Raw genomic sequence first — 19,238 nt, forward strand, 5'->3', positions numbered from 1 at the left:
GAGATGGGGAGATCGGGGGATGGGGAGAAAATATCACTTTTACCCTTTCTTTCCTTAATGTCTTCTGCCTTTATTGCCTTTCTCCATTCCTAACTCAAAACTCTCTCCAGGGCGGGTTTTGCTGTTGATTCTTCTGCTGTGATAACGAAATTATCTGCTCTCACCCGCCCCTACAAACTCAAAACGTGCTACGCACCGCTACGCTAACAAAACTTTCCTCTAGTCCCCAGTCCCCAGTCCCCACAAAATCAGCAAATTTTAGCAAAGTAGCTACTAGGTTTCTCTTCTCTGGCTGGTTTCGACTAAAATCTTAAAATACTGCAAAAGCTTCCCTTTACTGCCGCAGTTTGACCCTATTTCAACACGGCTTATTTACTATGGCTATTGGCTACCTTGCCCTTGTTCTTCACGCCCACTTACCTTTTGTGCGGCATCCTGAGAGTGATTATGTCTTAGAAGAAGAGTGGCTTTATGAAGCCATTACAGAAACTTACATTCCTTTGTTACGCATATTTGAGGGATTAAAACGAGACGGTATAGATTTCAAAATCACTATGACGCTGACACCGCCTCTGGTGTCTATGCTGCGTGACCCTCTCCTGCAAGAACGATATGACCATCACTTAGGCAAATTACAAGAACTAGCGGAAAAGGAAATCGAACATAACCGTCATCATGGTCATCTGAAGTACTTGTCAGAGTTCTACGCTCAGGATTTTCAGAACACTCGTGAGTACTGGGAACGTTATGGCGGCGATTTGGTGAAGGCTTTTAAAGAATATCAAGATAGCAATAATTTAGAAATCATCACTTGTGGCGCGACTCACGGCTACTTGCCCTTAATGAATATGTACCCGCAAGCAGTTTGGGCGCAAATTAAGGTTGCTTGCGAACATTACGAGGAAAGTTTTGGTCGTCCGGCTAGAGGGATTTGGTTGCCGGAATGTGCTTATTATTATGGTTTGGAGCGGATGCTGGCTGATGCTGGTTTACGCTATTTCATTATTGATGGACACGCGATGCTTTATGGCCGCCCTCGTCCGCGTTTTGGGACTTATACTCCGGTGTTTACGGAGTCGGGGATTGCGGCTTTTGGTCGGGATCATGAATCTTCGCACCAGGTTTGGTCTTCTCAGTTGGGTTATCCTGGTGATCCTGAATATCGGGAGTTTTATAAGGATTTGGGTTGGGAGGCGGAATATGAATATATCAAGCCTTACATTATGCCTAATGGTCAGCGCAAGAATACTGGGATTAAGTATCATAAAATCACTGGTCGGGGCTTAGGTTTGGGAGAGAAAGCTCTTTACGATCCTTATTGGGCGCGGGAAAAGGCTGGGGAACACGCGGGGAATTTTATGTACAACCGCGAACAGCAGGTGAGGCATCTATATAATGTGATGCAGAAAAGACCGATCGTACTTTCTCCTTATGATGCAGAATTGTTCGGTCACTGGTGGTACGAAGGCCCTTGGTTTTTGGATTCTTTATTTCGTAAGTCTTGGCATGACCAAAATGCTTATGAAATGACTCATTTAGCTGATTATCTGCGGAATTATCCAACTCAACAAGTGGTTCGGCTGGCTCAGTCGAGTTGGGGTTATAAGGGTTTCCATGAGTATTGGTTGAATGAAACTAATGCTTGGATTTATCCTTATTTGCATAAAGCTGCTGAGAGAATGATTGAGTTGGCTAAGCGGGAACCTGCTGATGAGTTGGAGTGGCGGGCTCTGAATCAGGCGGCGCGGGAGTTGTTGTTGGCGCAGTCTTCTGATTGGGCGTTTATTATGCGAACTGGGACGATGGTTCCTTATGCTGTGCGCCGGACGCGATCGCATTTGATGCGCTTTAATAAGCTTTATGATGATATCAATGCTGGGAAAATCGATAGCGGTTGGTTGCAAAAGGTTGAAGGAATAGACAATATTTTCCCCAATATTAACTATCGCACTTATCGATCGAGCTAATTCCTGTTTTTTGGTTTGCAAATGCCTACGATAGGCTACGCAAACTTGCTTTATTGAATTCCAAAATTTAAGCAACTGGGTTTCTCTTTCATTGTCAGAAACCCAATTTTTTATCACCCATATCCTTTCTCTTTCATTGCCAGGAAGTCGGTTTTTAAAATTTTAGTGATAACATTCTAAAAGTATCCTTCCATTTATCGAGATGGGGCAAAGTTTTAACTTTGAGTTTAAATCCGAATAGTTTAAATAAAATTCGAGAAGGAATCACTAAAATTGCTAGTCAATATGGCATTTTCCAATGTGTTGAATGTAGTCAGGCTATCAAAGAATTTTTGATGGTTAATAACGTAAAAGGTAAGCAGATCAAGCTTGATTTAGGAAGAAAAGACCTACCTTGGTCGGTGATTTATGATTTGCGACGTGAACAACAAATTGCTACTAATGGCTACCATGAAGGAATATCAATTGCCATTGATGAGCAAGAAATTGTTTTTGATAATATAGATCCTAGCGGAGTTACTCGGCAAGAGTGGCTAAAAAATTTTACATCTCCTACTATAGAACTGAGTATGGGAAGTTTCCAGATTATAGAAGAGGTATTTTGAACAGCAAAGTTAACAATTCTTTGGAAATTATTGAGGTATAAAATGCACGATTTATATAACCTGATCGAGAAAATTAAAAAAGCTCCTTCAATGTACTTAGGACGACGCTCAATTATTTGTCTTCAGGCTTTTTTATCTGGTTACAGTGTGGCTAAATATGGGTTAGGAGAAGAACCAACTCAACAAGAACGAGATTTTATGGAGTTTCCTGAGTGGATAAGAAAAAAATTTAATGTGCAGACTAGCCAATCTTGGGCTAATATAATTCTTTTTTACTCTGAAGATGAAAGTAAAGCACTTGATGAATTTTTTAGATTGTTAGATGAGTTTATTAATCGAAATTCTTCTGGTGATGGTTTAGGTGAAGATGGATTGGGTATTGTGGAGAAAGAGGAGATTGTTAGAAGTTCGTAGAATATGCGATCGCTCTAATTTCACCAATCAAGAATTATCATCAGAATTTTTACGAATACGTTCAACAAACTCAGGATAATTATCCAAATCTTCAGGTGATTCTAATGGTGGCATTTCAATCCAGTTAGCTTCCGCGTGTAGTTTGTCCACATAAGCATAAAACGCTTCTCGATCGTCTCGATGAGCAAGAACATAAGCTTGTAAATCTTTCTGACTCATTACTTTGAAATTAGGTCTGCTCATATTACATACCTCCATTGGTAAATGTAACACTGAACTTTCCGAAAAAAAAGACGGGCAAATTACCCGCCTTTTTAGTTATTTTCCCAATAGACTCAAAAGCCAAACTTAGAAATTCATTTCTGCGGCTTGTACTTTTTCGATTTGTTTCTTCTTCAAAACGAGGAAAGTTTGGGAAAGCATAATTGCCGCAAAGAAAGCCATTAACCACTTAATGCGATTAGGATCTTGCAACACAATTTCGCCGTCATCTTGACCAAAACCGCCAACGTTGGGGTTATTGGTTAAAAGTGCGCCTGCACTTACAGTTTCGCCTTCAGTAACGATTAATGCTGGGCCAGCAGGAATTGTTTCGACTACAGTTTGACCAGATTCAGTTTGAATGGTCACTTCCGAGCCACCATCTTCAGTTGTGGTAATCTTAGAGATTGTGCCAGCAGCAGAAGCATTGTAAGCGTTATTATTGCTCTTATCGCCTGTGGGGTAAACTTGTCCACGTCCCCGGTTTCCGCCTACGTGAACGGCATATTTACCGAAGTGAATGTTTTTGTCAGTTTTCGGATCGGGAGAGAGGACTGGGAAGACAATTTCTTGATATTGATCTCCGGGTAAAGGTCCGATGATGACAACGTTTTCTTGGTCTTCGCTGTAAGGTTGATAGTATAGCCCTTCGACTTTTTCCTTCAGTTCTTCGGGAATCCGGTCTTCAGGGGCAATTTTGAAGCCTTCAGGCAACATTAATACAGCGCCGACGTTCAAACCGCCTTTAGATCCATCACTGAGTACTTGTTGTGCTGCGGTGTCGTAGGGAACTTTAACGACTGCTTCAAATACTGTGTCTGGGAGAACAGACTGAGGAACTTCTACTTCTGTGAATTTAGCTGCTAGGTGACAGTTAGCGCAAACGATGCGTCCTGTAGGTTCACGAGGAGTTTCGGGTGCGGTTTGTTGTGCCCAAAAGGGGTATGCAGCAGCAGATTGAGGTACGACAAGATCGGAGGTCAGGAAAAGTCCTACAGTGGCGATCGCCACTAAGAACATTTTGGCGATTGCGCGAACCGCAGCGCCAGAGGCGATCGCTTTTTGGCTATTCACCAACATCGCCGTTAAACAAGCTTTTTTCATCTGTGACAAATAAATTCTGTGACAAGCTTTTAATCAATACATTGAAGGCTTCAATTACTAAATTTTAGATTTTTGACTTGCTCAATTAATCGAAAATCCCAAATCTAAAATCTAAAATTTCTATGCCCACCAAGGCTCTTCACCAGTGCGGAAATCGGTTTCTGTCCAAGGTGTAAAGCTAACTTTGTCATCTTCTACCTTGGCGTGAACCAATGCCAGAGACAGAGGTGCAGGGCCTCTGACTACCTTACCAGTGCTGTCATACTGGGAACCATGACAGGGACACTTAAACTTGTTTTCTGCGATATTCCAAGGAACGACACAGCCCAGGTGGGTACAGATGGCGTTGATGCCGTAATCTGCAATTTGTTTGTCTTCTGTGACTACAATGTATGTCGGGTCGCCTTTGAGTCCTTGAGCCAAAGAACGCTCGCGTGGATTGTGAGTAGCAAGGAATTCGCTAGCTGAGATTGAATTGCCCAAAGCATCTTTAGCAATTACGCCGCCGCCAGCACCACCTTTACTTGGAGGAATAAAGTATTTGACAACTGGATACAGTGCCCCCAAAGCTGTTCCTGTAATAGTGCCGAAAGTTAGAAGATTCATAAACTGACGACGACCCATATCAGGCACGTCAGCAGATCCCGAAATTTGAGCCATAACCTATGTTGGAGTCTGTATCTTTTAGTTAACAACCCTATAGATCTCACCCCAAAACTTTTCAGAATTGGGATGGTGAAGTGTAATTTCCCGTGAGGGCAATCTCTCAAAAATCCTTTGAGAAACTGGTTTACAACGTTCAACTGGTATTATTACATTTTTTGATACCCCTCTCATAATTTGTTGACATGAAGACTACCAACCATTCGCTAGGACAATTTTGTTCACCTCTTACCCGTTCAGGAGTTCTCTGTCCTCACCCAAAAGTCTCGCTTTAGACCGATAGCCGAAATGAAGATCAAAGCCCTTTAATTATTTAAGTAGGTCATGACCGGAGCAAACTTACGCCAACTATTGCTCAATAAGTGGGGACGCTCTTACGATATACAACTAAGGCGGACTCAGGGCAAAATTTTTCTCCAAATAATGTGGAAGTATTTAGAGCAAGCGTCTTTCCCTCTAACAGAGGCGGAATATATGGCACGTTTAGATGTAGTTGTCAGCTATCTGGTAGCTTGGGGTGCTACTTTACAGGTGCAAGATTTTATTGAACAGACACGCGATCGTCCCCGCTTGGGTAAAGCGGTCAGTATTCCCATAGATTTGGGTGAACTTTCATCAGAGTGGCTGATTGAAGATATCTAAGAAGCTGATTTTTGCCTAATTCTTAATGTTCATTAGTAGCAGAATGTAAATCATGGTACAAAAAATTGATCTTAAAGAGTCATTCGGTACGCCTGTCCAACCAAAGCAACCGATTCCTTGGCGAAGATTGGCTGTGGGTTCGATGTTCGTATTGTTGGGATTGGGGGCTGCTAGTATCGGTGTTAGTTTAATTTCCTATCGACTGACACATTACATCGTGGAAAATGGCTTAATTAATGGTCGGACTACTCAATTACGCTCTCCGATCGATGGCAATGTGAAAGCTTTTTATGCCAGACCTGGTGTATCAGTGCGATCGGGACAAGTATTAGCTCGCATTGGTATCGATCCTAGCCCTCAGCAAGAACAAATTCGTTTGCAAATCGAACGCACCCAAGAAGACCAAAAACAACAACAAAATCAGTTTCAGCAAGAACGTCTGCAAATTGAAGGTGAACTACAGACTAATGTCTCCCAATTAGAATCTGCTCAACAAACTCTAGGAATACTCAAAAGTCAATTATTTGACATAGACAAACAGTATAATTCGTTAGGCAAAGTGAATGTACAACTAGCCGATCGAGAAGTAGCTCAAACTAAAGCCGCTTTAGATGCAGCTAAAGCAAAAGCGACGGCGGCTCGTTTAGATTATGAACGCTATGCACAGTTAGTCAAAGATGGTATTGTCCCGCAGCAAAAAGTCGATCAGTTACGTTTTTCTTGGCTCTCAGCAAACGCCGAAGTCCAACAAGCACAGGCAAATTTGACAGCTGCTAAAAATTCTTTGCAAGCTTTCCAAACAGGCGTAACTATGAATAACAACATTACCAGCCTTTTGGATCAGCGCACCAAGTTAATGCAGTTAATTCAGACCCAGAATGTGTTAGTTAATACCCTGAAAACCCAAGTAGAGACTGCCAGGGAACGGCTCAAACAAACTCAAGCTTTTAAACCTAATTCAATTCTTCAACCAGTCAGTACTGCTAAACGCTATCTAGCTCGTCAAGATCACGAAGTAGCTGCACCATTTGCGGGAATTGTCTACAAAACCGATCGCGAACCTGGAGAACAAATCAATCGGACCGAAGCAATTTTGACCATGTTAGATTGCAACGAACTTTGGGTGGAAGCAGTAGTTCCCGCTAGCGAAGTCAGCAGCCTGCAAACGCAGAAACCCGTCAGCGTAGAAATAGCAGGTTATCCCGAAATTATTGCCGGAGAAATAGACTTAATTCAGCCTGTTAGCGGTCAAGGTATCGCTCAGCAATTGCCATCTACTCAAGCGCAAGCTCTCTCACCCAGCGTGCCTCCCAATTTAGCAGGACAACCTCTAGCAAGGGTAACAGTGAGAATTCCTCCACCGCCGCAATACAGCCAATCAAATCAGTTTTGTGGCGTAGGACAGTTAACTCGTCTAACTTTTCAGAAAAAAGCCATCAATTTACCTAATTGGCAAAGTTTGGGTCTGAGTAATTTTCGTTTACCTGGTCAAAGTTGAGGAAAACTATATAAGGTCTGTTGTATTTGTGGTGGAAAACCTTGTTTTAGCGACTGGGGACTGGGGACCGCCATCGACTGGGGACTGGGGAAGTTTTGAGTTTTGAGTTTTGAGTGAGAAAAGAAGTTTTGAGTTTTGAGTTCAAGAGAAAGTTTTAGATGAACTTCCCAAGAGTCCCCTTGTCCCCTTGTCTCCTTGTCCCCTTGTCCCCTTGTCTTCTTGTCACTTTGCCTTACGAAAATCTATATATGCTTTTGGGTAAATAGAAAAGGGATTCGGTAATCTTACAGATGTGCACAGACAACCGTCTGAAAGCGATCGGCAAAAGCACTTCATCCCTGTATAAACATACTATTCATTTTAATGAGTAAAACTGGAAATAGCAAATCCGAACCAACAAAATATCTGCCCAAAGGAACAAATTGTGAGGAAGAAGAGTTTAAGCATAGTTATTTTATTAAACTAGTAAATCTTTCCAGAGACTTCTCTTGAAATTAGTTTTCTAAGGTTCCTTACTAACTCTCTTTATGTCTTCCCTCCACCAAAGGAGGGATTTTTTGTTTTCGCTAAATCTGCCAATCTCTGCTTTACAAAAAATCCTTTTGTAGATTTTTTTTGTTATTTTTATTATTATCTTATTGAATTATTAACTAAGTAATAAATAACGCTGAAATGCCTATTTCAAAAGGATTATGCCCTAAGTAGTAGATAAAATGTATCCTCAATATTTCAGTGATTTCAACTATCTTAATTGTGTATTTCTTGTGAAGCAGTATTAGCAGATAAAAGCAAATTGTAATGTTTTCGTGAAGAAGCGGAAAAAAGCTAACAAAAAACTAGAAAATTCAGTATTCTTACAGTCAAGCGCAGACAAACAATCTGACAAGTCATCTGACAAACATTTCATCCCTGTATAAACATAGAGAAGGTCTGATTATGAGAATTTTGGTTTGGGGCTTAGGATACGTAGGTACAGTCGTATCAGCTTGCTTTGCCGAAATGGGTCACGAAGTAATTGGAGTAGAAACCAATATTGAAAAAGTTAACGCTTTCAACGAGGGACGGAGCCCGATTGTTGAACCAGAACTAGACGATTTAATTGCTTTAGGAATCAAAAAAGGCAACCTCAAAGCAGTCAGCAGTGGCAAGGAATATGTAGCTTGGGCAGATGTATCACTGATTTGTGTGGGAACACCTAGCGCCCCAGACGGTTCCCCAGTGATGACATACATCGAAAGTGCCGCCCGTGAAATAGGAGAAGGATTAAAAAATTCTCACAAATATCATGTAGTAGTGTTACGGAGTACAGTATTTCCCGGAGTCTCGCGGAATCTGTTAACTAAAATTGTCGAAAAATATTCTCATCGCCAAGCTGGAAAAGATTTTGGTATAGCGATTAACCCAGAATTCTTGCGGGAAACGACAGCTGTTAGAGATTTCTACGAACCACCTTACACAGTGATTGGAGAATTAGATCCTGCTAGTGGTGATTTCGTAGCTGCTTTGTATCAAAGTATTCAAGCGCCAATTTATCATGTTGGTTTGGAAGAAGCGGAATTGTTGAAGGTGATTAACAATTCGTTCCATGCACTGAAAGTGGGTTTTGCTAATGAAATCGGTCGGATTGGTGATGCTTTAGGTTTGGACAGCCATGCGATTATGCAATTGGTCTGTGCAGACTATAAGCTGAATATTTCACCGAAGTATCTGATGCCGGGATTTGCGTTTGGTGGTTCTTGCTTACCGAAGGATTTGCGATCGCTAATGTACAATGCACGTCGTTTGGGTGTGGAAGTACCGATTGTGGATTCGATTCTGCCTTCTAATACTTTGCACATTGAGGCAGCACGGATTAAAGTTCATGAAATGAAAGCCAAAAAGATCGCGATTTTGGGTTTAAGCTTTAAGGGCGGTACAGATGATTTGCGGGAAAGCCCCATCATTGCACTGATTCGTGATTTGTGGCGTGATGGTGTACCAATGATGGTTTATGACCCAGATGTGCAAATTGATAAGATGTTGGGTAGCAATCTGGAGTATTTGGAACGGCAGTTGCCCCAAATCCATCAGTTGGTAAGTTCAGATTTGAGTCAAGTACTGAAGGAATGTGATGGGATTGTGCTTTCTAAGCAACATCCTGTGTTTAGTGCGGTGATGTCTTCACTTTATGGTCAGCTGCCTGTTTTAGATTTGTCTCGTTGGGAACTATATTCTCCTGTAGTAGTTGAGGAACCAGTTATTTCTCCTGTAGTAGTTGAGGAACCAGTTATTTCTCCTGTAGCAGTTGAGGAACTAATTCTTTCTCCTGTAGCAGTTGAGGAAACAGTTCTTTCTCCTGTCGCTGCTTAGTTTAGGGCATAAGCTGTTAGTCATTTAAATTGCTTGTTGAGACGGCAGTGGAGAAAAGAAGAGGGTTTGAAGGGTGTTCCGATCTTTCCCAAATGTGCAAATTAAATGCCTATCAGCTTAAGACAGGTTGGTTTGTAGAGTCGCTAATTTTCTTGGTAATTAGGCTAGAGTGATACAAACTAGAAAAACAATCAAGAAATTCCCTTTCTCTACATGGGAAAAAGCTAAGTAATTTAGATTTGTGACAGCTAAACAGGGTAATTCTACATCTTTTTGATTAATTGTAATTTGATCGCCACATTCCCAAGAGCCGAGTCTAGAAATTCCGGCTAGAAAGCCATTATGAATCAAACTGTAAATCCTTGGACGACAGCGAAATTTTACCTCAATTTACTGGCACTACTGTTGATTTCTGCTGGTGGATTTGCTGGACTCTACTACTTAAGTCCTCAGTTACAAACAGCTGTCTATGGTGGATGGGCAGTACTAACAATAGGAACTTTAGGAGCAATTCGGTGGAGTTGGTTTGGCTTTCAGTTACTTCGGAGTTGGTATTATCGCAAATGGGTATTTGCTCGTTGGCGACGCAAAGCTAACAGAATACCCTTAGAAGAATTACCCACACCTTGTTTAATTGTCCCGACTTTTAAAGAGACACCTTGGATTACAGACAAAGTATTTCGGGCGATCGCAGATAATGCTAAAAGTCTGATTAATCCGACAATGGTTGTTGTCGTTACTACACCTGAAGAAATTGAAGCGATCGGTAAAATCCTCGACGAAGAAGACCCTGAACACCAATACATTAAATATCTGCCAATGCTTGATCCAGCTGGTGGGAAAAGAAAAGCATTAGCAGAAGGTTTAAGATTACTAGCTCGTTCCAACCCACCCAAAAACACCATTGTTGGTTTGATGGATGGAGACGCTGTTATTAATCCTGGTGTCCTCAAAGGTTGCTTACCATTCTTTAATATGTTCCCTAAAATGGGTGCATTAACTACTGATGAACGTGCCACAGTTTTAGGCTCCAAGTTTTTTGAAGAATGGTTATTTTTACGATTTGCTCAAAGACATTTGTATATGTGTTCGCACGCACTTTCTAAAAAAGTGTTGTGTTTGACAGGGCGTTTCTCCTTATTTAGAGCCGAAGCTGCACTCAATCCTAGCTTCGCTGACTTGCTAGAAAAGGATATGCTCAACGACTGGTTGTGGGGCGAATTTAAATTCCTGTCTGGTGACGACAAAAGTACTTGGTACTGGACACTAAAAGCTGGATACGACATGATGTACGTTCCAGATGCGATGGTTGATACGATCGAAACCATCTCTGGATCTGTACCAATGCGTGCTTATCAAAATATGCGGCGTTGGTTCGGAAATATGCTACGTAATGGTAGCCGTGCCCTTGCCCTGGGGCCGAATAAAGTCGGTTGGTTTATTTGGTATTCTATCCTTGACCAAAGGCTGAGTATTTGGACTTCTTTGATTGCGCCTGGATTAATAATTGTTTATCTTCTAACAGGCAACTGGATACAATTGGGTTTAATCTTTTTTTGGCTTGTCTTTACTCGTGCTTTGAGTTTAATCCTCTTTTCGATCGGTAGAGATGATTACCTCAGACCAGTTCATATTATATATATGCTTGCCTCGCAGTGGAGTTCATCACTAATCAAAATTTATACACAGATGAACTTGGCAAAGCAAAAATGGTCGAATCGTGGCAACCAAAAAAGTGATATTGCAGGTACAGGTTTTGGTAAATGGTTGAAACTGAGCACTTCTAACTTCCTTTACTATGCACAATTGTTTGGCTTTACGATTTTATTATGTTCAATAGCTAAGGTGTTTAGTCCAGCTTATGACATTCCTAACTTTTGGTGGCACTTTAATGTGCAAGCTAAACCTACACCAACGGAAATTGTTAAAGCTATTAACTACGGTGTGCTACCTAATGACGGTAAAGATGATGGTGCAGCACTGCAAAAATTGATTGCTAGTTTACCTGAACAAGGCTTAATTCAAGTTAATTTACCTATTGGTGAATTAGATTTGTTCCGTCCTGTAGAAATTAACCACAGCAATATCATTATTAAAGGTGAAGGTGCTGGACGCACAGTGATTAAAGCTCATGTAACTGAACAAGTTCCAGACTCTTTTATTACTATCAAACCAGCCAACCTGAGTAAAGATGTCAAGGCTAGTAATTCCCAGATTGGGATAGATTCAGTAGTTAACTCATCTATTCCTAGAGTACATAATGTTGAACTGAGCCGTTTTTCTCTGGCAGTTGTTCCACCAAAGCCAGAAACAGTATTGAACTATAAAGTAGACAGTATTGTGCTAGATAGAGCGGACAAAGTTACGCTGAGAAATATTGAGTTTGAACAGAGTCAGCCTCACGCTTTAGTTCTCAACAATACCGAGAGTGTAAATGCCGAATATATAGCGATCGAGGGCAATCTTAATTGTGCAAACTCTGGCACAGCAAATGCGATCGCACAAAATCTCTGCTTAGATGAACAAATTTCTCTGAAGAACGCGGTAAATACAACTATTCAAGGAGTAAATCTACCCGCAAACTTATCTTGAAAGCAGTTTAAAAAGGTTTTCTACTAAGTGTTACGAAAATAGCTTACTAAGCCTAGCTAAACTTGCTTTAGCGTTCTCTTACTTTCTTGTTTTTTTGTTCTTTCTTCTACTTAAATCTTGCTCCAGTCAGGAGGTAGAACCTCCCAACCCTCGTTACCAGGTTCAACCTGGTAACGAGAAATAGAGGCTCCGCCTCAGAAGTGCAAGATGTCAGTTCTACTTCAGCACCAGTTTAGAGCAACAGGTTGCACTGCTACAGGAAAACTAAATATTAGCCCTACAAAAGCTTTATTACTTAGCCTACTCCCAGGCTAAAAGGTTAAAAGGAAAATAATTTTTTTCTATTTAACCTCTTTCTAAAAACAGTCTTTTTGGTAATAAATCAGCGAATTAAGTTGCAGGTGAATTATGGAATTTCAATTAGGTTCATTAAACGATTACAACAAGCAGAGTGAGTTTGTTAGTAGCTCCGATCCAACTGATTTATATAAGTTCAGTTTGGGACAACAACAAACTGTCAGTATGTTTCTCAGTGGTTTGTCAGCAGGTACAAAATTAGAACTCCTTGATAATAACGGAACGCTGATTGATAGTTCAGTAAATTCAGGCACACTTTGGACGGCGAATAATAGTGGGACAACAGGGGGATTAATTACCAAAACTTTAGCATCTGGTGATTACCAAGTTAAAGTTTCTTACGTCGATCAAATCACTGGAAATCCCCTCTACGACCAAGGAGATAAGTATAGCTTAATTTTCCAGCCGCATGATGCACCAAATACAGTTGCCGTAGCATCTTCGACTACAAAAAATAAGGGTGGTGCGGACATTTTAACTGATGGTACTAACGACCAAGAGGAAATTAATAAAGCGATCGAACAAGTTGGCAAAGCTGGTGGCGGAACCGTATTACTGTTAGATGGAACCTTCAATATTTCCCAAAATATTATGGTTGTCTACGACAACGTAACAATAACTGGCGTTGGTTGGGACACCAAATTAAAGCAAGCGAATAATACAGCATTTAAATATGCGGGAATGGTTCGTTCCGCTTACGGTTCAGGGGAATTAAATAAAAATAAACCTTTGTTTGTTAATCAGCATTTCCGTCACATGAGTTGGGATGGAAATAAAGCAAATCAAACAACTGATAAAAACGCCTACGGAAACTTTGGAACTTATCAAGATAGTAGTTTTGAAGATTTGCGCGTCTTCAACTTTAAGCATTACGGACTTGACCCCCACGAAAATAGCGATGCTGGACAATCAACAATTAGATTGACGGTTAAAGATAACTTAGCCGATCATAATGATGTAGATGGAATCACCATTGATGATTGTCAAAATTCAACTATTACAAACAACATCAGTGATTCTAATGGACGACATGGAATTAACATCGTAACTGGCTCTCACTTCAATACTATTAGTAACAATGTTGTCACTAACAATGGTTATCGAGGAATTGTTGTCCAGTCTGGTTCTGATAAAACCACTACTTCAGATGACAACACTTTAGTTAGTAATACCGTTAAGTTTAACAAAGTTGATGGTATTTACGTCGAGTTAGCCAATAGAACCAAAATTCAAGATAATATCAGCCAAGAAAATGGTCAAGCTGGCATCCATTTGAAAGGTGCATCCAACAGCACAATTTCGGAAAATGAATTGCTGAATAACTCACAATCTAAGAACAAAGGTTACAGCGAATTGCTGGTTAACCATTACTTGAATACAACTACCAACCAAACAACTTACTCAACTAACAACGTTGCGGAAAACAATACTATCCTGAATAACAAATCAGTAGTTGCGAAGTACGGAATAGAAGAAAAAGCTCCGGGTAACGACTACAACATTTATAAAGACAACACGATTCAAGGAACATACAAAACAAGCCGAATTCAAGGGCTAAATTCTAAAGAAATTTACAGTGTTAATCAAACAGGTAGGACTATTTGGGACCCAGCAGTAGGCGATCCTTTAGCGGGAGTTAGTCAAGCTCCTCAGTATGTAAAAGTTGACTACAAAGCTAACGATGGCGCTGGCAATACGAAGGAAGCTGCTCGTGATATTGGCAGTTTAACTGATTACCAAAAGTTCACTGATTATGTTGGGCAATTAGATGCTAATGACTTCTATAAATTTACTCTCGGTAAGCAAGAAACTGTGAGCATATTCCTTAATGGTTTAGCAGGGGGAACTACGATTCGACTGCTGAATAGTGATGGTTCACTTGTGAAGTCTTCGACTAATAAAGGTACTACTTGGACGGAAAGTGATAGTGGAAATACAGACGGTTTAATTAGCCAAACTTTGGCGGCAGGTACTTATTTTGTAAATGTAAAACCGGGGGAAATGACGGGTAATCCGATTTACGATAATGATGAAAAATACAGTGTGATTTTCCAACCTCATGATGCGGCGAACACAGTTGCGGTGGCAGCGAAAGACACTGGAAATAAAGGTGGTGCTGATTTCACTGCTACTGGTAGTAATGACCAAGTGGTGATTAATCAGGCGATCGCACAAGTCGGAAAGAATGGTGGCGGTACAGTATTACTTTTACCTGGAACTTTCAACATTTCTGATAATGTTTTGCTGACATACGATAACGTTACTCTTTCTGGTGTAGGTTGGAGTACTGTTCTTAAACAAGCAAATAATGTTGAATTTGACGATGCTGGAATGTTGCGTTCTGCACTACACTCTTCAGAAGAAAACTTAGCAGTTCCTCGCTTCTACAATCAAAATATTCGTCATCTGAAATTAGACGGTAACAAGAGCAATCAAACTTCAACTAAGAATGCCTACGGTAACTTTGGCACTTATGGCAATAGCAATTTTGAAGACTTGCGCGTAACTAACTTTGCCTACTACGGTTTCGATCCTCACGAAAATGCTTATGCTCCAATTCCCACAGTTGCATTAACAATCAAAGATTCATTATCAGACCATAACGGTCAAGACGGAATTACCATTGATAATCTAGAGTATTCTTTGGTTGCGGACAATATTGCTGATTCCAACAAACGTCATGGGATTAATGTTGTAACTGCTACCCAACATACAAACTTCTTTAACAACGTTGCTACCTACAATGGTATTGGTGGAAGTGGTAACGGAATTACAATTCAACCAGGGGCAATAGATTTATCGCGCACTTCTGATTACAATTTGTTTGAAGGCAATATTTCCAAGTACAACAAAACCAGTGGGATCTATTCTTATCTAGGTGACAACAACCAATACAAGAACAATATTGTGGAATATAATGGCACTTATGGCATTCGCCTCCGGTCATCTTCTAACAATATTGTCAGTGGTAACAAACTGCTAAATAACTCGCAAGCACTTAAGGGCGGCTACGCAGAAATTTACATTGATGATGATGATACTACTACCTTCTCTACAGGAAATACTGTGTCAGGAAATACGATCGTCAATAACCCAATTGACCAAGCGAAATGGGGTATTGGAGAAAAGAACGTTTCTAACTCTGGAAATACGATCGCCGGAAATGTTATTCAAGGAATAACTAAACCATATCGAGTTTACTCTCCAATTTCAACAGTTTAATTATGAACTGGGAGCTTAAATAAAGAATCAGGATGCAAGAGAAATTCACCTGCATCCTGATTTATTTTTTATCTAGATACGTTGTGGCGATGTCTTCACCACAACGTACCTTTTTGTTATTTAACTCAAGTTGCTAGTTAGAAGTCTGACTCTTTCTTAGCCCCCCTTATTAAGGGGGGTTGGGGGGATCAAAACCTAGTAATCACAGCCTTAGATCCCCCCTAACCCCCCTTAATAAGGGGGGAACCAGCGGAAGCTTCGCTATTAACTTCACGAGGGGAACTCCGAAAGAATTAATAATTAGCAACTTGCGTTATTTACTAATTCACGGAAGATACAGAGAAATTAGCAAAGTCTACATACACATCTTTGGGAGTTGCCCAAGAAGAATCTCCGCCTCCAAAAAAAGTGGAAAAAAGAATGCCTTCAATTTGTAATTTATTGGTAGTGCGAAAATTTAACTCATCCTGTTCTAGTACTTGTTTACCATCAAACCAAACCCTAATTCGACCATCATTTTTCCCTGGTTGATTGAGGATTACTTCTTGTTCAATGAAATGCCAATTTCCTGGTTGAAATTGCCAGTTACCTCTACCTAATGAAGTACCATGTTCTGTGCTGGTAGGGAGATAGGCATAAACTTCACCATCACCGTTGCGCCGCCACATATAGCGGGTAGAAAAGCCGTTTGTTCCGTCAGGAATTTTGCCTCCGGTGTTCATATTACCACCAAATAATCCAGGTAATTTGCCACCTTTCACAAAGTCAAAATTATTAGAAAATCTTACGTAGTAACTTAAGCGCAAAGCATCGCGGGGTGGCATATTTAAGTTTGCGAAAAATTGAGCGCCGCCTACAGGGGCTTCGTTTTTTCTGGTGACTGTGGGACTAGCTGATTCTGCTGGATAGCGTACTCTCAAATATTTAGTAAATTTACTTTGGGAATTATCCATGACTTCGATATTTTTTAAGCCCCAAGACGCACGTTTTTTCACCCCCCATTCTTCCATCCAATTAGTATTGGTAAAATTATTTGACCAAAGAGATGCTTTGCTATCAGAGTTGGCGTTTTCTGAAGATTGAGATTCTGCTTCTTTTGTGGGCGATGAGATTGGTTCTGGTGCAACTTTGGGGTTGGTGGAATGCGATGAAGTTTTAGGGACATCTGTTGGTTTTTCAGGGAGAGATGAAGGTCTAGAAAAAACTGTTTTTGTGTCTGTGGGTTGAGTGCAACTGAATAACGCCAGAGACAATAAGCAAATACTTAAAAATTTTTGCTTTTTGTTGGTTAAAAAAGAGTGTTGTATTTTCATAAAATAGCTTAAATGGTTATAGATATTTTATGAGGAATTAGGCATTGATTGATATCTATAGAAAGAGGGAAAAGACAATATTTGCCTTTTCCCTCTCTCGCTGATTATTTTGATTGTTTTCCACTGCAATTCAAGTCATCTAGCTGGCAGAATTGATGACGATCGTTTTCCAAATCGTGTAATTAGGGATAAGATTGGTTCGATTATTTGTGTTAACAGTGGTTTTCTTTCGATACCCAATGCCCGATCGTAGCTGCTATATGCTTGTTTATAACGATTGAGTCGCTGTAAAGCAACTCCCCGCATTACCCAGGTTTCTGAATCTTTTGGATTGAGAAGCAAAGCACGATCGAAACTTTCCAAAGCTTCGCTATATCTTTCGAGAAATATCAAAACAGTTCCGCGAAATGCCCAGGCTTGTTGATGTTGCGGATCTAATGCTAAAACTTGGCCAAAATTGAACAACGCTGCTGTGTAATCAGCAAGATTTGCCAGCGTTTCTCCCCGGCGATACCAGGAATCAGCTTGGTTGGGCATGATGGCAATTGCTTGCTCAAAACATATAAGTGCTTCTTGAAAATCTCCTGTACTTAGAAATAAACATCCCTGGTTGTGCAACACCTGATAAGTATATGTTTGATCAACACCTGATTGGTAAAATTGGTGAGAAACTAACATTGCACTACTCCTTGGGATAAGTTTTAATCACTATTTGATGATGTCTCCATTTTCAAATTTTTAGATTGGGCTGACATCGTAAGAAATGGCAGCTTGACTCGGTTTTTTTTGTCCGTACATCCTCGTTTTTGATTGATGGCTGCTTTGTGTATTTGTTCGGAGTCACATTAAGAGTTGAAAATCAAGGAAAACCAGGTTTTCCGGATTCTGTCGAGCAGTATGAGATCCCCCCTAGCCCAGCAGGGTTAATTCATGGTCATCAAAGAAAATTAAACGGATGGGGGGACAAGGGGACAAGGGGAAAGATGATTTTTCCGTTGTTTGCATTATCTCTCCTTCACAAATCAATTTCTCTGTTGACCATGAATTAGCCCCGCTTGGGAAGGGGGTTGGAGGATCTGGGTGCGTAAGTCCTGACTCATTAGAGGCTTACTAATTGACAAAATATGTAATATATGCTATTAAGGGTAATCAACAAAATTGTCCGATCGAATTCGGCGTGAGGGCGGGGCTAAAAGTCTAAAATGTCCCGTTTTAGTCAGGAAAGGGAACTCCTGAACAGGAAACAGGCAACAAATATTTGTCAACAGTTGGTAGCCTGTAAGAATTGCTAGTCAGTAGGGGCTTTTCAGGACAGATAATACTTTATGTTGAGTCGATATTTATATCATTTCTATGCAAGTTGAATGGCAAACTGTCAAAACCTACGAAGACATTCTGTATCACAAAATGGACGGGATAGCTAAAATTACGATTAATCGTCCTCATAAACGTAATGCTTTCCGACCAAAAACTGTTTTTGAACTTTACGATGCTTTTTGTGATGCCCGTGAAGACAGGAATATTGGTGTAGTACTTTTTACTGGCGCTGGGCCGCATACTGATGGGAAATATGCGTTTTGTGCAGGTGGGGATCAAAGTGTCCGGGGAAATGCTGGTTATGTTGATGATGATGGTGTGCCAAGATTGAATGTGTTGGATTTGCAACGTTTAATTCGATCGATGCCGAAGGTTGTGATTGCTTTGGTGGCAGGATATGCGATCGGCGGTGGTCATGTTTTACACATTATTTGCGATTTAACAATTGCTGCTGATAATGCGATTTTCGGTCAAACGGGGCCGAAAGTTGGTAGCTTTGATGGCGGTTTTGGTGCGAGTTATTTAGCTAGAATTGTGGGGCAGAAAAAAGCTAGAGAAATTTGGTTTTTATGTCGGCAATATGATGCTAATCAAGCATTAGAAATGGGGTTAGTTAATTGTGTGGTTCCGGTGGCAGAGTTGGAGGCGGAGGGGATTAAATGGGCACAGGAGATACTGGAAAAAAGTCCGATCGCAATTCGTTGTTTAAAAGCTGCTTTCAATGCCGATTGTGATGGACAAGCAGGTTTACAAGAATTAGCCGGAAATGCCACTCTACTTTATTATATGACCCAAGAAGGAGCGGAAGGAAAACAAGCATTTTTGGAAAAACGTAAACCAGATTTTCGTCAATATCCTTGGCTACCATAAAGGAATTAACCCTATAGGCGTTTTTAGCTGTAGAGACGTTGTATACAACGTCTCTACTTTACAT

15 protein-coding genes are annotated in these 19,238 nt (G+C 40.6%); 9 read left to right on the plus strand and 6 right to left on the minus strand.

From position 1 onward, the window contains the following. Positions 1-377 precede the first annotated feature (377 nt). The 3 genes from IQ264_RS18255 to IQ264_RS18265 all read left to right on the plus strand — a co-directional run bounded on the left by IQ264_RS18255 (position 378) and on the right by IQ264_RS18265 (position 2,986). Complete coding sequence (locus IQ264_RS18255) at positions 378-1,967, plus strand: glycoside hydrolase family 57 protein (RefSeq protein WP_193982232.1); 1,590 nt, start codon at positions 378-380, stop codon at positions 1,965-1,967. A 221-nt stretch (positions 1,968-2,188) separates the two neighbouring features. After that, positions 2,189-2,572, plus strand: a complete 384-nt coding sequence (locus IQ264_RS18260; RefSeq protein WP_193982233.1) for a papain fold toxin domain-containing protein — start codon at positions 2,189-2,191, stop codon at positions 2,570-2,572. A gap of 42 nt (positions 2,573-2,614) precedes the next feature. Next, on the plus strand, positions 2,615-2,986 hold the full coding sequence (locus IQ264_RS18265; protein ID WP_193982234.1) for a hypothetical protein: 372 nt from the start codon (positions 2,615-2,617) through the stop codon (positions 2,984-2,986). Positions 2,987-3,013: 27 nt separating this feature from the next. Here IQ264_RS18265 and IQ264_RS18270 read toward each other — a convergent pair whose 3' ends face one another. The 3 genes from IQ264_RS18270 to petC all read right to left on the minus strand — a co-directional run bounded on the left by IQ264_RS18270 (position 3,014) and on the right by petC (position 5,011). After that, positions 3,014-3,229, minus strand: coding sequence for a DUF6887 family protein (locus tag IQ264_RS18270; RefSeq protein ID WP_193982235.1), 216 nt, complete (start codon positions 3,227-3,229; stop codon positions 3,014-3,016). A gap of 105 nt (positions 3,230-3,334) precedes the next feature. Next, positions 3,335-4,267, minus strand: coding sequence for a cytochrome f (petA, locus tag IQ264_RS18275; RefSeq protein WP_413470359.1), 933 nt, complete (start codon positions 4,265-4,267; stop codon positions 3,335-3,337). Between the two features lie 204 nt (positions 4,268-4,471). Continuing rightward, positions 4,472-5,011: a cytochrome b6-f complex iron-sulfur subunit gene (petC, locus tag IQ264_RS18280; RefSeq protein WP_193982236.1), complete on the minus strand. Its 540-nt coding sequence runs from the start codon at positions 5,009-5,011 to the stop codon at positions 4,472-4,474. Between the two features lie 327 nt (positions 5,012-5,338). Here petC and IQ264_RS18285 point away from each other — a divergent pair, with 327 nt between their 5' ends. The 3 genes from IQ264_RS18285 to IQ264_RS18295 all read left to right on the plus strand — a co-directional run bounded on the left by IQ264_RS18285 (position 5,339) and on the right by IQ264_RS18295 (position 9,503). Then, complete coding sequence (locus IQ264_RS18285; protein ID WP_193982237.1) at positions 5,339-5,656, plus strand: DUF3067 family protein; 318 nt, start codon at positions 5,339-5,341, stop codon at positions 5,654-5,656. Between the two features lie 52 nt (positions 5,657-5,708). After that, positions 5,709-7,154: an HlyD family secretion protein gene (locus tag IQ264_RS18290; RefSeq protein ID WP_193982238.1), complete on the plus strand. Its 1,446-nt coding sequence runs from the start codon at positions 5,709-5,711 to the stop codon at positions 7,152-7,154. A 936-nt stretch (positions 7,155-8,090) separates the two neighbouring features. Continuing rightward, on the plus strand, positions 8,091-9,503 hold the full coding sequence (locus IQ264_RS18295) for a nucleotide sugar dehydrogenase (RefSeq protein ID WP_193982239.1): 1,413 nt from the start codon (positions 8,091-8,093) through the stop codon (positions 9,501-9,503). Between the two features lie 159 nt (positions 9,504-9,662). Here IQ264_RS18295 and IQ264_RS18300 read toward each other — a convergent pair whose 3' ends face one another. Further along, entirely contained in the window at positions 9,663-9,854 is a 192-nt protein-coding gene (locus IQ264_RS18300) for a hypothetical protein (protein ID WP_193982240.1), read from the minus strand. Between IQ264_RS18300 and IQ264_RS18305 the strand changes: the two genes are divergently transcribed. After that, the gene (locus IQ264_RS18305; protein WP_193982241.1) at positions 9,846-12,095 is read left to right on the plus strand and encodes a glycosyltransferase; all 2,250 of its coding nucleotides are present in this window, start codon (positions 9,846-9,848) and stop codon (positions 12,093-12,095) included. The two genes, IQ264_RS18300 and IQ264_RS18305, sit on opposite strands and share 9 nt — an antisense overlap. Positions 12,096-12,503: 408 nt before the next feature. Beyond that, a complete protein-coding gene (locus tag IQ264_RS18310) occupies positions 12,504-15,674 on the plus strand; it encodes a right-handed parallel beta-helix repeat-containing protein (RefSeq protein ID WP_193982242.1) in 3,171 nt (1,056 codons plus the stop codon). A gap of 320 nt (positions 15,675-15,994) precedes the next feature. On the opposite strand, the gene IQ264_RS33040 is transcribed toward IQ264_RS18310, so the two are convergent. After that, positions 15,995-16,987 carry a polysaccharide lyase gene (locus IQ264_RS33040; protein WP_228061636.1) on the minus strand — a complete coding sequence of 331 codons (993 nt, stop codon included), beginning with the start codon at positions 16,985-16,987 and terminating at the stop codon, positions 15,995-15,997. A 135-nt stretch (positions 16,988-17,122) separates the two neighbouring features. Continuing rightward, complete coding sequence (locus IQ264_RS18320; protein ID WP_193982243.1) at positions 17,123-17,665, minus strand: tetratricopeptide repeat protein; 543 nt, start codon at positions 17,663-17,665, stop codon at positions 17,123-17,125. 675 nt (positions 17,666-18,340) lie between these two features. Between IQ264_RS18320 and menB the strand changes: the two genes are divergently transcribed. Next, complete coding sequence (gene menB / locus IQ264_RS18325; RefSeq protein WP_193982244.1) at positions 18,341-19,174, plus strand: 1,4-dihydroxy-2-naphthoyl-CoA synthase; 834 nt, start codon at positions 18,341-18,343, stop codon at positions 19,172-19,174. The last annotated feature ends 64 nt before the right edge of the window (positions 19,175-19,238 follow it).

The organism is [Phormidium] sp. LEGE 05292 (genome assembly GCF_015207735.1).
In the GTDB taxonomy this organism is placed as follows: Bacteria; Cyanobacteriota; Cyanobacteriia; order Cyanobacteriales; family Aerosakkonemataceae; genus Floridanema.

Excerpts from the sequence above, each read along its gene's own strand:
- IQ264_RS18255 (WP_193982232.1), top strand. The coding sequence starts at position 378 with ATGGCTATTGGCTACCTTGCCCTTGTTCTTCACGCCCACTTACCTTTT.
- IQ264_RS18265 (WP_193982234.1), top strand. The coding sequence starts at position 2,615 with ATGCACGATTTATATAACCTGATCGAGAAAATTAAAAAAGCTCCTTCA.
- IQ264_RS18270 (WP_193982235.1), bottom strand. The coding sequence starts at position 3,229 with ATGAGCAGACCTAATTTCAAAGTAATGAGTCAGAAAGATTTACAAGCT.
- petA (WP_413470359.1), bottom strand. The coding sequence starts at position 4,267 with ATGTTCTTAGTGGCGATCGCCACTGTAGGACTTTTCCTGACCTCCGAT.
- petC (WP_193982236.1), bottom strand. The coding sequence starts at position 5,011 with ATGGCTCAAATTTCGGGATCTGCTGACGTGCCTGATATGGGTCGTCGT.
- IQ264_RS18285 (WP_193982237.1), top strand. The coding sequence starts at position 5,339 with ATGACCGGAGCAAACTTACGCCAACTATTGCTCAATAAGTGGGGACGC.
- IQ264_RS18290 (WP_193982238.1), top strand. The coding sequence starts at position 5,709 with ATGGTACAAAAAATTGATCTTAAAGAGTCATTCGGTACGCCTGTCCAA.
- IQ264_RS18295 (WP_193982239.1), top strand. The coding sequence starts at position 8,091 with ATGAGAATTTTGGTTTGGGGCTTAGGATACGTAGGTACAGTCGTATCA.
- IQ264_RS18305 (WP_193982241.1), top strand. The coding sequence starts at position 9,846 with ATGAATCAAACTGTAAATCCTTGGACGACAGCGAAATTTTACCTCAAT.
- IQ264_RS18310 (WP_193982242.1), top strand. The coding sequence starts at position 12,504 with ATGGAATTTCAATTAGGTTCATTAAACGATTACAACAAGCAGAGTGAG.
- IQ264_RS33040 (WP_228061636.1), bottom strand. The coding sequence starts at position 16,987 with ATGAAAATACAACACTCTTTTTTAACCAACAAAAAGCAAAAATTTTTA.
- IQ264_RS18320 (WP_193982243.1), bottom strand. The coding sequence starts at position 17,665 with ATGTTAGTTTCTCACCAATTTTACCAATCAGGTGTTGATCAAACATAT.
- menB (WP_193982244.1), top strand. The coding sequence starts at position 18,341 with ATGCAAGTTGAATGGCAAACTGTCAAAACCTACGAAGACATTCTGTAT.